This window comes from Vibrio inusitatus, from assembly GCA_024346935.1.
GTDB lineage: Bacteria > Pseudomonadota > Gammaproteobacteria > Enterobacterales > Vibrionaceae > Vibrio > Vibrio inusitatus.
Window position 1 is genome coordinate 1,441,761 of record AP024878.1, and the last position, 12,423, is coordinate 1,454,183.

The 12,423-nt window shown below is 42.4% G+C and carries 13 protein-coding genes; 11 read left to right on the forward strand and 2 right to left on the reverse strand.

Annotation, left to right across the window (positions count from 1 at the left end):
* Positions 1-66: 66 nt before the first annotated feature.
* Positions 67-1,050 (reverse strand): polysaccharide lyase family protein, encoded by a 984-nt coding sequence (locus tag OCU48_RS06585; RefSeq protein WP_141345218.1) that lies wholly within the window; start codon positions 1,048-1,050, stop codon positions 67-69.
* Between the two features lie 370 nt (positions 1,051-1,420).
* On the opposite strand from OCU48_RS06585, the gene OCU48_RS06590 reads away from it, so the two are divergent.
* Positions 1,421-2,608, forward strand: coding sequence for an MFS transporter (locus tag OCU48_RS06590; protein WP_371859094.1), 1,188 nt, complete (start codon positions 1,421-1,423; stop codon positions 2,606-2,608).
* 15 nt (positions 2,609-2,623) lie between these two features.
* Here OCU48_RS06590 and OCU48_RS06595 read toward each other — a convergent pair whose 3' ends face one another.
* Entirely contained in the window at positions 2,624-2,992 is a 369-nt protein-coding gene (locus OCU48_RS06595; protein WP_141345220.1) for a hypothetical protein, read from the reverse strand.
* 256 nt (positions 2,993-3,248) lie between these two features.
* Here OCU48_RS06595 and ccoN point away from each other — a divergent pair, with 256 nt between their 5' ends.
* From ccoN to uspE, 10 genes are all read left to right on the forward strand, one after another.
* Complete coding sequence (gene ccoN, locus OCU48_RS06600) at positions 3,249-4,679, forward strand: cytochrome-c oxidase, cbb3-type subunit I (RefSeq protein ID WP_167496176.1); 1,431 nt, start codon at positions 3,249-3,251, stop codon at positions 4,677-4,679.
* 11 nt (positions 4,680-4,690) lie between these two features.
* On the forward strand, positions 4,691-5,311 hold the full coding sequence (gene ccoO, locus OCU48_RS06605) for a cytochrome-c oxidase, cbb3-type subunit II (RefSeq protein ID WP_141345222.1): 621 nt from the start codon (positions 4,691-4,693) through the stop codon (positions 5,309-5,311).
* A gap of 9 nt (positions 5,312-5,320) precedes the next feature.
* A complete protein-coding gene (locus OCU48_RS06610) occupies positions 5,321-5,494 on the forward strand; it encodes a cbb3-type cytochrome oxidase subunit 3 (protein WP_141345223.1) in 174 nt (57 codons plus the stop codon).
* Positions 5,494-6,471, forward strand: coding sequence for a cytochrome-c oxidase, cbb3-type subunit III (gene ccoP, locus OCU48_RS06615; RefSeq protein WP_141345224.1), 978 nt, complete (start codon positions 5,494-5,496; stop codon positions 6,469-6,471). The genes OCU48_RS06610 and ccoP overlap by 1 nt, the downstream gene beginning before the upstream one ends.
* Positions 6,472-6,555: 84 nt before the next feature.
* Positions 6,556-7,035, forward strand: a complete 480-nt coding sequence (locus OCU48_RS06620) for a FixH family protein (RefSeq protein ID WP_141345225.1) — start codon at positions 6,556-6,558, stop codon at positions 7,033-7,035.
* A 5-nt stretch (positions 7,036-7,040) separates the two neighbouring features.
* On the forward strand, positions 7,041-9,482 hold the full coding sequence (locus OCU48_RS06625; protein ID WP_141345226.1) for a heavy metal translocating P-type ATPase: 2,442 nt from the start codon (positions 7,041-7,043) through the stop codon (positions 9,480-9,482).
* Positions 9,403-9,576, forward strand: a complete 174-nt coding sequence (ccoS, locus tag OCU48_RS06630; RefSeq protein ID WP_141345227.1) for a cbb3-type cytochrome oxidase assembly protein CcoS — start codon at positions 9,403-9,405, stop codon at positions 9,574-9,576. Before OCU48_RS06625 ends, ccoS begins: the two co-directional genes overlap by 80 nt.
* A complete protein-coding gene (locus tag OCU48_RS06635; protein ID WP_141345228.1) occupies positions 9,573-10,232 on the forward strand; it encodes a sulfite exporter TauE/SafE family protein in 660 nt (219 codons plus the stop codon). The genes ccoS and OCU48_RS06635 overlap by 4 nt, the downstream gene beginning before the upstream one ends.
* 111 nt (positions 10,233-10,343) lie before the next feature.
* Positions 10,344-11,093 carry an FNR family transcription factor gene (locus tag OCU48_RS06640; RefSeq protein ID WP_119010484.1) on the forward strand — a complete coding sequence of 250 codons (750 nt, stop codon included), beginning with the start codon at positions 10,344-10,346 and terminating at the stop codon, positions 11,091-11,093.
* A 170-nt stretch (positions 11,094-11,263) separates the two neighbouring features.
* Positions 11,264-12,211, forward strand: a complete 948-nt coding sequence (gene uspE, locus OCU48_RS06645) for a universal stress protein UspE (protein ID WP_141345229.1) — start codon at positions 11,264-11,266, stop codon at positions 12,209-12,211.
* The last annotated feature ends 212 nt before the right edge of the window (positions 12,212-12,423 follow it).

Below are 12,423 nucleotides of genomic sequence, written 5' to 3' on the forward strand. Positions count from 1 at the left end.
GATGATAAAGAGCCACGTTACTACGACTTGGCTCTTTAAATGTACACGAGTGTTAACTGAGTATGCTTATTCGATAAGCGTGACTTCTCTTATCTTAAAGTCTGCAAAGTCAACTTCATCTTGTTCCTGGTTTAACAGGTGTTCAGATTTAAGTGACCGATATATACCCCATTTTGGTCGTACAAAGTTTCCGTCTCGACCATCTAACCCCGAACGCCACATTTCTATATTGCTTTCATTGATTTCAATCATTGGCTTAGAGTCACCTAGTGGTGTCAGCGTCATATATAAATTGCCGGCTTCGTTATAATTGACTCGAACAAAAGCTTCAATCCACTGTCCTTTAATATCACGACTCCAATCTACGTCATTCATCTTTGTCGTGTGAATTAGAGTGTTGTTTTCAGTACCTGTACGTTCTTTATTGTAATGAACATGCCTTACTTCAAGCCCGCTTTGATTACTGCGTACATTGGCTGTAATTGTGAGTATTGGACTGCTTGTAATGACAAAGTCTTCGCTATCCTTCTGCGCTACAGCTTTGAGTTGAAACAAATGCGTAAACTGCTTCGTTACCTTAAGGTCATCATCAATTTTAAATTTCCAGCTGTACTCAAAGGTTTTACCTAAGTATCCCTTCAATTCATCAGGTGATTTATTATACGCCTTTATCTCATTTCTCTGTCGATCAACACGCCCTTTATCACGATCACCATCTTCAAAATGCATGATGAATTTAAAGTGATTGCCAACCATTTCGTCGTATTCTTCGATAATATGTCTTCCGCCATCGGGGTCATTGTTCGAATAGAGATCTGGCGCCTCAATAGCACCTTTACCCAATACGCTCTCGATCAGTGCATAGGTTTCCATGCCTTGCGGTCCGTCTGAGTTAAGTTCTGTAGAACTAATGACTCTGTAGCGACCTGATTCATCAATTGGATAGTCCGCGTATTGATTGGGGTTACTTGATTGAGGAGGATTAACGCTGTTTGTTCCACAGCCAGCTAAGACCAATACAATAGTACTCGCCACAATAGTTCTTAACATTAAGGTACTTTCTAGAGTATGAAATGGAAATGTAAGATATCATTTCAGTGCAATTTATTGTCTCATCATATTTTCACAGTGTTACATAGATTACAATTTCTATGCTTTACCTTGTTTGAAGGTCGATCTAGATCTAGGTGTAGAACTTCAGACAGTTAGCCCTTTCACTTTATATGTGCTCCCTAATAGAATCTCGTTTCTCTTAGTTAACAGTGAGTCATTTTTTATTTATTAGTGATCTCTATGGTTTAGTTATAGTGCGTTAAAGCAATAAGAAACTAAAGTACTCAAATTATAAATAACGACAAATCAATGCTCTACAACAAAACGTTACTCCTTTATAATCTCAGACTTGCTCTTTAAGATGAGAATATCTGTGTCTCTTACACGCAAACACTACCTAGCCCTAGGTGGAATATTACTGCTTGCCGCTAATTTACGCGGTCCCTTTACAAGTCTTGCGCCTTTACTTGATCAAATCATGGTAGAGCTTCATTTAAGCTCCACTGTATTAGGTATGCTTTCTTCGTTACCACTACTCTCTTTCGCATTGATTTCTCCTTTAGCCTTGACCGTACTCACACGATTTGGCTTGAAAAAGAGTGTCTGTCTTGCACTGTTTTCTCTTTTTTTCGGAATCTGTCTTCGTTCTTTTGGAACTATTAGCACCTTATACTTGGGAACCGTGTTTATTGGCGCGGGTATCGCTATTGGCAATGTACTATTGCCAGTAGCCGTTAAGATGAATTTCCCTACACGTATTGCCGTAATCACGTCTTTATATACCTTTACCATGGGTATTGGCTCGACACTCTCTTCTGCCTCCATGGTTCCACTGTCACATCTAACAGTGAGTCCTCTTACGGGTTGGCAATTTGCACTTTTGTTTAATTTGCTTTTTGTAACCTTAGCATTGGTTTTCTGGTTTCGGACTAAGGAAGTAAAAAAGGAAAATAGCCAACATAAAGGAGTCAGCATTAAGCAACTTCTTACGAGTGGTATAGCGTGGCAAGTAACATTAGCACTAGGTTTAAACTCGTTTACTTTCTATTCGTTCGCAAGTTGGTTGCCCAAAATCCTACTAGACCAAGGAATGACTGAGACTGAGGCGGGCTATATTTACGGATTGTTGCAGTTCGCCACTATCTGGCCAGGCCTTGTACTCATTCCTTTCTTATCAAGACTTAAAAGCACCAAAGTCCTGTTTTTGTTCACTGCAATAGGGACTGTAGCGGCAACATTCGGGCTGATCGTGCTACCAGAATATTCGATTTTTTGGACACTGATGTTTGGTTTTTGCAACTGCTCAACATTTGTCATTGGTTTATCGTTTGTTGGCCTGAGAAGTAACAATGCATCCCAAGCAGCGGCTTTATCTGCAATGTCTCAAAGCTTTGGTTATGGCATAGCAACAATGGGACCACCACTGCTTGGCTACTTACATCAAGTTACAGGAAACTGGACTGCATCCTTAATGGTAATCGTAATTGCAGGTGCGTTTTGTGCTTTGTTTGGTGCGCTAAGTGCAAGAGATGTGAAAATAAATCTATCCTCATAGACCACCTGCTAGATATTACTTGTCGTTAACATAAACCTGCAATATTTGCTCGCCGTTTATCATAGTAAAAGAAAACTGACGACTGCTAGCAAGACTAATAAACTCTGAAATATGATGACTTTCACCCTTAAATTCTACGAAGTCATCGTTTTCTAATTTTGACGTTCTAATCACACGAAACGCCCCTTTTTCAGTGTCCAATTCAAGCAAATAGTCATTACGATTAAACTCAAATCGACACGAATTCACGGCTATACAACTGGTTTCATTTACGGATTTGTTATCGCTATGTTCAAATGTTCGCCAAGTGAATGCGACGATAAGCACAGTAAATGTAACAATAATTTGAATTAAACGCCCTTTGGTCAATTTTTCTGCGGCCATTAAATGACTCCTTTGTTACAAACTTCAAACTTTTTACATTAAATAGGAAAACTCTATTCATTCCTATAGTTAAGTCCCTGTCATTCAAATGTTAATTCCGTATAATTCATGCTGTTAATACCATCTTTAAAATGGATTTTAGGAAGTCGAGCGTTTTTAACTCATTTTCCTCGGATTTTGTTGGTATTTGTCGTTGCGTCAACTTGTTGGCGTTGTGTTGGAAAAGTGTAGTTAATAATAAATTGGAAGCATGCAAATGAGCCAAGAAAAGCAGCTTGAACAAAACTACAACTACACCGTTGTTCGTCAATTTACCCTAGTAACCATTCTTTGGGGTATTGTCGGCATGGGTGTGGGTGTTTTGATTGCCGCTCAGTTGGTTTGGCCACAGCTTAACTTTGATACGCCGTGGTTAACCTACTCTCGTCTAAGACCGCTTCATACGAACGCGGTTATTTTTGCGTTTGGAACAAGCGCCCTTTTTGCCACATCTTATTATGTGGTTCAGCGTACCTGTCAAGCGCGCCTATTTGGTGGTCCACTAGTGGCATTCACCTTCTGGGGTTGGCAAGCGATTATTTTATCCGCTGCTATATCACTGCCTTTAGGATTCACATCCGGCAAAGAATATGCAGAATTAGAGTGGCCAATCGATATCGCCATCGCTATCGTTTGGGTGGCTTATGCTATCGTATTCTTCGGAACTATGGTTAAGCGTAAAACATCGCATATATACGTAGCCAACTGGTTCTTTGGAGCCTTTATACTCACTGTTGCGGTGTTACACATCGTGAATAGTATGGCCATTCCAGTGTCTCCAATGAAGTCATACTCAATGTACTCCGGTGCAGTCGATGCCATGATTCAATGGTGGTATGGACACAACGCCGTAGGCTTCCTTTTGACTGCTGGTTTCCTTGGTATGATGTACTACTTCGTACCAAAACAAGCTGAACGACCTGTTTATTCATACCGTCTTTCTATCGTTCACTTTTGGGCCCTAGTCTCTCTTTACATTTGGGCTGGTCCTCACCACCTACACTACACAGCACTGCCAGACTGGACTCAGTCTCTAGGTATGGTGATGTCTCTTGTACTGTTTGCTCCATCTTGGGGTGGCATGATCAACGGCATCATGACGTTGTCTGGGGCTTGGCATAAACTGCGCTATGACCCAATTTTGAGATTCCTTATCGTCTCCTTGTCTTTCTACGGTATGTCTACCTTTGAAGGACCAATGATGTCGATCAAGACGGTTAATGCTTTATCTCACTACACGGATTGGACCATCGGCCACGTGCACTCAGGTGCGTTAGGTTGGGTTGCAATGGTATCTATTGGTTCGGTATACCACCTTGTACCTAAGTTATTCGGCCAAGAGCGTATGTACTCAGTAAGCCTAATCAATGTTCATTTCTGGTTAGCAACAGTGGGTACCGTACTTTACATCGTAGCAATGTGGATCTCTGGCGTAATGCAAGGCCTTATGTGGCGCAGCGTTAACCCAGATGGCACCCTAACCTACAGCTTCGTTGAATCTGTGCAAGCGTCTTACCCGTATTACACGGTTCGCTTCATCGGCGGTGCTATCTTCTTGGCAGGTATGTTCCTAATGGCTTACAACACCTACAAGACCCTTGCTGCACCAAAGGACAGTCTTAAAGCTGTTCCTCAACCAGCACAATAGGAGATTTTGATATGGCTAAAAATTCAAAAAATCGCCACGAGCTAGTTGAGAAGAATGTTGGGCTACTGGCAATTCTGATTGTATTTGCAATCAGTCTGGGGGCATTGGTTGAGATCACTCCGTTGATCTTCCAAAAACAAACCACAGAACCCGTGCAGAACCTTCGAGTGTACTCTGCACTTGAAATGGAAGGTCGTGACGTTTACATCCGTGAAGGCTGTAACGTATGTCATAGCCAAATGATTCGTCCATTCCGCTCTGAAACAGAGCGTTACGGCCACTATTCAGTCGCTGGTGAAAGCGTTTGGGAACACCCTTTCCTTTGGGGCTCTAAACGTACTGGCCCTGATCTGGCTCGTGTAGGCGGTCGTTACTCTGACGAATGGCATCGCGTTCACTTAATTAACCCACGTGAGCTTGTGCCTGAATCAAACATGCCGGGCTTCCCTTGGTTAGAAGAAAACGTACTGGACGGCAAATTGACCCAGAAGAAACTTGAGATCTTCAAGAACAACTTTGGCGTACCATATACTGATGAGCAAGTTGCTTCTGCATCGCAAGATGTCGTTGGTAAAACAGAGATGGACGCTCTGATTGCTTATCTTCAGTCTCTCGGCCATGCGATGAAGTAAGGAGTGAATATGGATATCAGTGTTATTCACAGCATCTGGACAATTCTACTATTTGTCTGCTTTGGCGGCGTTGTGTGGTGGGCTTTCGGCAAAAACCGTAAAGCACGCTTCGAAGAGGACGCAAATCTTATATTTGCGGACGAACAAAGCTCAAAGAAAGACCAGCAAGGAGAGCCTAAATAATGACTACATTTTGGAGTCTTTGGATTACTTTCATCACCATAGGGACCTTGGTAGGTGTTGCTATCATCCTTCGCTGGTGTGTAAAAGACAAAATGGGTGTTGCTCCAGGTGAAGACATGGGACACGAATACGACGGTATTCGAGAGATCAACAATGACCTACCTAAATGGTGGACTTATCTGTTTATCTCTACGTTTATCTTTGCGATCGTTTATCTTGCGCTTTACCCGGGACTTGGTAACTACAAAGGCCTTTTAGGCTGGCAGAGTTCAGACCAAACGGTAACCAGTATTGAAGAATCAAGAGCATCGATTGCTCGTGCTCAAGAAAATAAGCAATTGGTTCAATACGCTAAAGAGTTAGAAGACGCGGATGCCTACTTCGGCGAAGCGTTCAGAAAACTGGCAATGACAGATGATGGTAGCGCTTTGCGCCCTATCCCTGAAATTGCAGCCAATGAAGAGGCAGTCAAAGTGGGTCAACGCTTGTTCCTACAAAACTGTTCTCAATGTCACGGTTCTGATGCTCGCGGTCAACTCGGCTTTCCTAATCTTACTGACAATGCATGGCTATACGGTGGTGAACCTGAAGCAATCGTTGCAACGGTAATGGACGGACGAATTGGCGAAATGCCCGCTTGGATTGATGTGTTAGGAGAAGACGGCGTTAAAGAAGTCGTTAGCTACACCCTTTCACTATCCGGTCGTAAGGTTAATGCTAGAGAAGCAGCTGCAGGTAAATCTCGCTTTGTTGTCTGCGCCGCATGTCACGGTACAGACGGTAAAGGTAACCCTGCTGTTGGCGCACCAGATCTGACTGATAACAATTGGCTGTATGGCGATTCGAGAGCTGCCGTAACTGAAACAGTGACTAACGGTCGTATGGGCGTTATGCCAGCTTGGAAAGACATTCTAGGCGATGAGAAAGTCCAGCTAGTTTCTGCTTACGTTTGGAGCTTGAGCAACCAAGATAAATAGTAACAACTCAATAACAGCCCCTACCCATAGGGGCTGACTTTTCTTTACAATCATTCTTTCATCTTTCAATTAGAGAACTTTTTTATGGTAAAGCCTTGGTATAAGCATTTTTGGGCTTGGTTCATACTCCTGTTAATCCTAACCACAGTGTTCGGCACGTTATTTCGGGTGTATATATTGTCTCAACATACCGTCTCCTTAGTTACCGAGGATTACTATAAAAAAGGCAAAGGCATTAACATTGATTTGTCCAAAGTTAGTGTGGCACAAGATCTTAACCTAGCTGCAAAGGTATACTCTAACGATACTGATATTGTGATCGAGCTGAACAAAGGTGACCTAACAAACTTCCCAGCACTCAACGTTGAGTTTTCACATCGTACACTTCCAGATAGAGACTTTAACTACCTAGCGACAGCCAATCCTTCTGGCACTTATAAGATTCATTTAGAAGAACCGCTACAAGGCCCTTGGTTTATTGAACTGCGACCTCATGACAAACAATGGCTAATTCAAGGTCGTATGACCTTCCCTAGCTCCACTCCAGCACCATTAATGAACTGATTATTATGGAAAACTCGTGTTATCACTGCGGTGAAGAAGTACCAGAGAACACGAACTATCGCGTCACGATTCTAAAAGAATCTAGAGAGATGTGTTGTCCTGGTTGTGAATCAGTGGCACAGACGATCGTAGATAGTGGTTTAAGTTCGTACTATCAGTACCGTACAGAGAAAGCGGAACGTATTGACCTCGTTCCCGAACAATTGCAGTCATTGATCCATTACGACAATGAACAAGTTCAATCTGAATTTGTGCGAAATAACGAAAACACCTCAGAAGTGACACTGTCACTAGATGGTGTGTCTTGCGCTGCTTGTGCGTGGTTGATAGAAAAGCAAATGAATGCACACAAAGGTGTGATTCGTATTTGCGTCAATACGGCTACTCATAGAGCTCTACTATCTTGGGATAAAACGGAAACCAAACTGAGTGAACTGCTCAGCGTTATACACAAATTAGGGTACAAAGCCGCTCCTTTTGAAGCCGATAAACAAGAAGAAACCTATTATCGAGCAATGAAACAATACCTCTATAAATTAGGTATTGCAGGTTTGGCGACCATGCAAGTCATGATGTTAGCTGTGGCGTTATATCTTGAAGTTTTTGGCAACTTAGAGCCCGAATTCAAACATTACTTCCGTATTGTCAGCCTCATTTTTGCCACCCCTGTTCTTCTTTACTCTGCTCTGCCGTTTTATATGAATGCATGGAGAAGCCTAAAAGCAAGAACACTTGGCATGGACGTGCCCGTGTCTATTGCTTTAATTTTTGCTTACTTCGCAAGTTTAATCGCAACGTTCACACAAAGCGGAGAAGTCTTTTTTGAATCTATCTCTATGTTCACCTTCTTCTTATTACTTGGAAGGTTTCTCGAGATGCGTGCTCGACGTAAAGCAGCAGCTGCCAGTGCCAACTTGCTCAAGCTGGTGCCGGCAATGGCAACGCTGGAAGATGGCAATCAGATTCCCGTTAAAACGTTAAGCATAGGAGATCGTGTTCGCGTTCTTGCTGGTGAGCATGTCCCTGCTGATGGTTATGTCATGGATAAAGCCATATTCGTTGATGAGTCGATGTTGACTGGCGAATCCTTGCACGTGAAAAAAAATACAGGCGAGACTGTTTATGCTGGCACGATTAACGGTGAACAAACCTTTACCTTGGAGGTTGCCTGTAGCAAACAAGAAAGCATGATTGCTAATATTGTAAGACTTCAAGATGAGGCACAGGCAACCAAACCAAAGATCGCCGAAATAGCGGATATTGTGGCGCGTTATTTCGTAGCAGCTATCTTAATCATTTCTGCTTGTACCTACTTTTATTGGCTGCAAAATCAGCCAGAAGACGCATTTTGGATAATGTTAGCGGTATTAGTCGCCACATGTCCTTGTGCCCTTTCTTTAGCAACACCAACAGCCATTACTTGTTCTACTTCTAGAATGGGCGACCTAGGCATATTGTTAAGAAAGTCTCATGCAATCGAAACCCTATGCAAGATCAATCACGTTATCGTAGATAAGACCGGAACATTGACTGAAGGAAAAGTGTCTCTTTCCAATGTGAGCACCTTTGGTCAATGGCAAGAAACCCAAGTACTCGCAATCGCATCGGCCCTAGAAGTTCACGCTAATCATCCCATTGCCGTCGCATTCCGACCGCATGTCGATGAATCGGTAACGGCGGACGAGGTTGAAAATCATATTGGTTCAGGTCTCACCGGTACAGTGAATAATCTAGATTGTAAAATTGGTAGCTTTAAATTTGTTTGTGATAACACAGTTCCAAATACGCCGCATACTGTTTATCTGTCTATCAACGGTGAGTTGGCTGCCACCTTTAGTTACAGCGACCCAATACGAGAGAGCAGCCAAGGCTTTATCCAAGCTCTTAATAACTTGGGTATTCGCACCACTCTGCTAACGGGTGATAATGAAATTAACGCTGCGCCTGTCGCTAAACAGCTCGGTATTGATGAACTAAAAGCTGGGGTAAGCCCAGAAGGTAAACTTAACTATTTTCATAGTTTACCTAAAAAAGACGTATCGCTCATGATTGGTGATGGCATTAATGATGCCCCAACCCTTGCTGGCGCTCACCTTTCTGTTGCTATGGGTGGAGGGACAGATGTCGCAAAATCGTCTGCTGACATGGTACTTTTAGGAGATAAGCTAGACAAATTGATCGAAGCACGAACACTAGCACTTAAAACCCGTAAGATTATTAGAGAAAATTTAGCTTGGTCGTTAGGATACAATCTACTTATTCTTCCATTAGCGGTTTGCGGATTAGTTGCGCCTTATATTGCTGTGGTGGGCATGTCAGCAAGCTCTATCATCGTAGTTACTAACTCACTGAGATTACTAAATAAACATGGAAAGTCTATACATTCTGATTCCCATAGCAATCGTACTGGTCGCCGTAGCAGTAGCCGTGTTTCTATGGGCAGTTAAGACGGAACAATTTGAAGATCTCGATCGTCAGGGACATAACATCCTGTTCGAAGAAGATGACGTTCCCTCTGATAAAAACAATAAAGACAAATGAACAATATTGATTGGCTAGGTGCTTTTCTCATTGGGCTTGCCGGCGCTGGTCACTGTATGGGAATGTGCGGTGGAATAGCAAGTGCGGTCGCATTAAACGGACGCAAAAATTCCTTCCAAATCACACTGTTATATAACTTTGGACGTATATCATCTTATCTCTTGATAGGAGCATTAGTTGGTGGCGCCGTAGCCAGTAGTTTAACTGTCTTTGACTCATCCCATTTTTTAACCGTTTTACGTGCAATCGCCGCTGTAATGATTCTGTTACTGGGCTTATATTTGGCGCAATGGTGGAATGGGCTGTTAAAAATTGAAAAAATGGGACAGCACTTATGGAAGTATCTGTCCCCTATTGCAGCCAAAATGATTCCTTTACGTTCTCCTTGGTATGCGTTCCCTGTTGGCATGGTTTGGGGTTGGATTCCTTGTGGGATGGTCTACTCAATGTTGAGTTGGGCTGCTGTAGCTGGCAGCGCAACAAATGGCTTGCTAATTATGGGATGCTTTGGACTAGGCACCCTGCCTGCAATGATTCTTGTTGGCGCAGGTTCAGCTAAGTATTCTCAATTTTTTCGCTCTCAAATCATTCGCCGGGTGATTGGTAGCTTGATGATCGTCTATTCAATCTACTCTATATTTTTGTTGGTTAAGTAGACAATTGAATTAGTTAACCGTCTGATATAACTAATGTTTATATGACTACCCATTTAGAGTTGAAAGTGCTAATATATTGACGTAAATCAATTATATGTATATCTATTAAATATGATTAATATTGAGAAACCAGCAACAAAACGCATACAGTCCGGTGGTTGTGCTATCCACTGCCAAGATTGCAGTATTTCGCAACTTTGCATTCCGTTTACGCTGAATGACACAGAGCTCGATCAACTCGACCAGATTATAGAGCGTAAGAAGCCAATACAGAAAAGCCAAGAGCTTTTCAAAGCTGGCGACGAGCTGAAATCCTTGTATGCTATCCGTTCAGGCACAATTAAAAGCTACACTATTACTGAACAAGGTGATGAGCAAATTACTGCGTTCCACCTGGCCGGTGATCTAGTTGGTTTCGATGCGATCAATACGCAATCACATCCAAGCTTTGCACAAGCTTTGGAAACCTCAATGGTGTGTGAAATCCCTTACGAAATCCTTGATGATTTATCAGGGAAAATGCCGAAACTTCGCCAACAAATTATGCGTTTGATGAGTAGTGAAATCAAAGGCGATCAAGATATGATTTTACTTCTGTCTAAAAAGAATGCAGAAGAGCGCTTGGCAGCTTTCTTATATAACTTGTCTGAACGTTTTTCTCAGCGTGGTTTCAGTCCAAGAGAATTCCGATTAACCATGACACGTGGTGATATTGGCAACTATCTCGGTTTAACCGTTGAAACGATCAGTCGTCTATTAGGTCGCTTCCAAAAATCTGATATTCTTGCAGTTAAAGGTAAATACATCACTATCAATGACCATGACGCTCTAGCTAAATTAGCAGGCGCTTCTCGTAGCTAAACTACTTCTAGAAGTGACTCTTAATAGAGTCACTTCAAATTCTTCATTTATTTCTTCTAAATCACTAATAAGTCACTCTTTTTTCGTCTAATCTTAGATTACAATCTAACACTTTTCTTTACAGTAGAGTTATATTGTACTTATCGTCAATAGAATGAAACGGGTGGTCTATGAGTATATACAACAACATTCTGGTTGTTGCCAATATCGACGCAGAGCAGCAGCCAGCTTTGGCTCGAGCCATGCAAATCGGAAAAAAAAGCAAGTCACCAAGCAAGATTACTTTTTTCCTCGCAATATATGACTTTTCTTACGAAATGACATCTATGCTCTCCCCTGATGAACGAAATGCGATGCGCGCTGGTGTTATACATCAACGTGAGCAGTGGATGAACGAAGTCGCAGAACCCTACCGAGATGATGACCACATTGAGCTAGATATAAAGGTTGTTTGGCACAACAGGCCTTATGAAGCCATCATCAGCGAAGTATTTGCCAAAGACTATGAGCTCGTGATCAAAACGACGCGCCAACATGACCTTCTAGAATCTGTATTATTTACCCCAACAGATTGGCATCTACTTCGAAAATGTCCATGCGCCGTATTACTGGTTAAAAACCATGATTGGCCAGAAAAAGGCCATGTTGTGGTGTCGGTTCACGTAGGTTCTGAGAATGAGGCTCACCTTGAACTTAATCATAGAATGGTTGAACAGGCGATCGATCTCTCTGGCCGCCTAGATGCCGAATTGCACTTAGTGAACTCCTACCCCATCACTCCGCCAAATATCACCGTCGAATTGCCTGAGTTTGATCCAACCATCTATACGGATTCCGTTCGTGGACATCATCTAAAAAGCATGAAGGCATTAAGGCAAGAGTATGGTATCGCTGAAGAGCAAACAATTGTGGAACAAGGCTTGCCACAAGATGTAATACCAAAAGCGGTTAAAGACTTAGGCGCAGGGTTAGTCGTACTTGGCACCTCTGGTCGAACAGGTTTGTCCGCCGTATTCTTAGGCAATACTGCCGAGAATATCATCGATGAAATTAACTGTGACGTACTGGCTCTCAAGCCTAGTGGTTACGTAAGTCCATTAGACCCGCACGGGAGTTAATAGCTGGCATTTCTCAGTAATCTTTGTAGTTAAAGCGGTGGAAACACCGCTTTTTTTATTGGGATTGACCGAAACAAATCTCACCAACTAACACAAGAACACTCAGATAAACCCCATGAGACATTCGTATCTATCATCAGTTTATCGCAATTTTTGAACTCAAAGCATCCATAACGATCTAGGTAAATAGTAGTTTTATTAAAAGCGTTATT

Bases quoted from the DNA above. Each gene is read 5' to 3' on its own strand.
- uspE (WP_141345229.1), top strand. From the start codon at position 11,264: ATGAGTATATACAACAACATTCTGGTTGTTGCCAATATCGACGCAGAG.
- OCU48_RS06610 (WP_141345223.1), top strand. From the start codon at position 5,321: ATGGATATCAGTGTTATTCACAGCATCTGGACAATTCTACTATTTGTC.
- ccoN (WP_167496176.1), top strand. From the start codon at position 3,249: ATGAGCCAAGAAAAGCAGCTTGAACAAAACTACAACTACACCGTTGTT.
- ccoS (WP_141345227.1), top strand. From the start codon at position 9,403: ATGGAAAGTCTATACATTCTGATTCCCATAGCAATCGTACTGGTCGCC.
- ccoP (WP_141345224.1), top strand. From the start codon at position 5,494: ATGACTACATTTTGGAGTCTTTGGATTACTTTCATCACCATAGGGACC.
- ccoO (WP_141345222.1), top strand. From the start codon at position 4,691: ATGGCTAAAAATTCAAAAAATCGCCACGAGCTAGTTGAGAAGAATGTT.
- OCU48_RS06595 (WP_141345220.1), bottom strand. From the start codon at position 2,992: ATGGCCGCAGAAAAATTGACCAAAGGGCGTTTAATTCAAATTATTGTT.
- OCU48_RS06625 (WP_141345226.1), top strand. From the start codon at position 7,041: ATGGAAAACTCGTGTTATCACTGCGGTGAAGAAGTACCAGAGAACACG.
- OCU48_RS06620 (WP_141345225.1), top strand. From the start codon at position 6,556: ATGGTAAAGCCTTGGTATAAGCATTTTTGGGCTTGGTTCATACTCCTG.
- OCU48_RS06640 (WP_119010484.1), top strand. From the start codon at position 10,344: ATGATTAATATTGAGAAACCAGCAACAAAACGCATACAGTCCGGTGGT.
- OCU48_RS06585 (WP_141345218.1), bottom strand. From the start codon at position 1,050: ATGTTAAGAACTATTGTGGCGAGTACTATTGTATTGGTCTTAGCTGGC.
- OCU48_RS06635 (WP_141345228.1), top strand. From the start codon at position 9,573: ATGAACAATATTGATTGGCTAGGTGCTTTTCTCATTGGGCTTGCCGGC.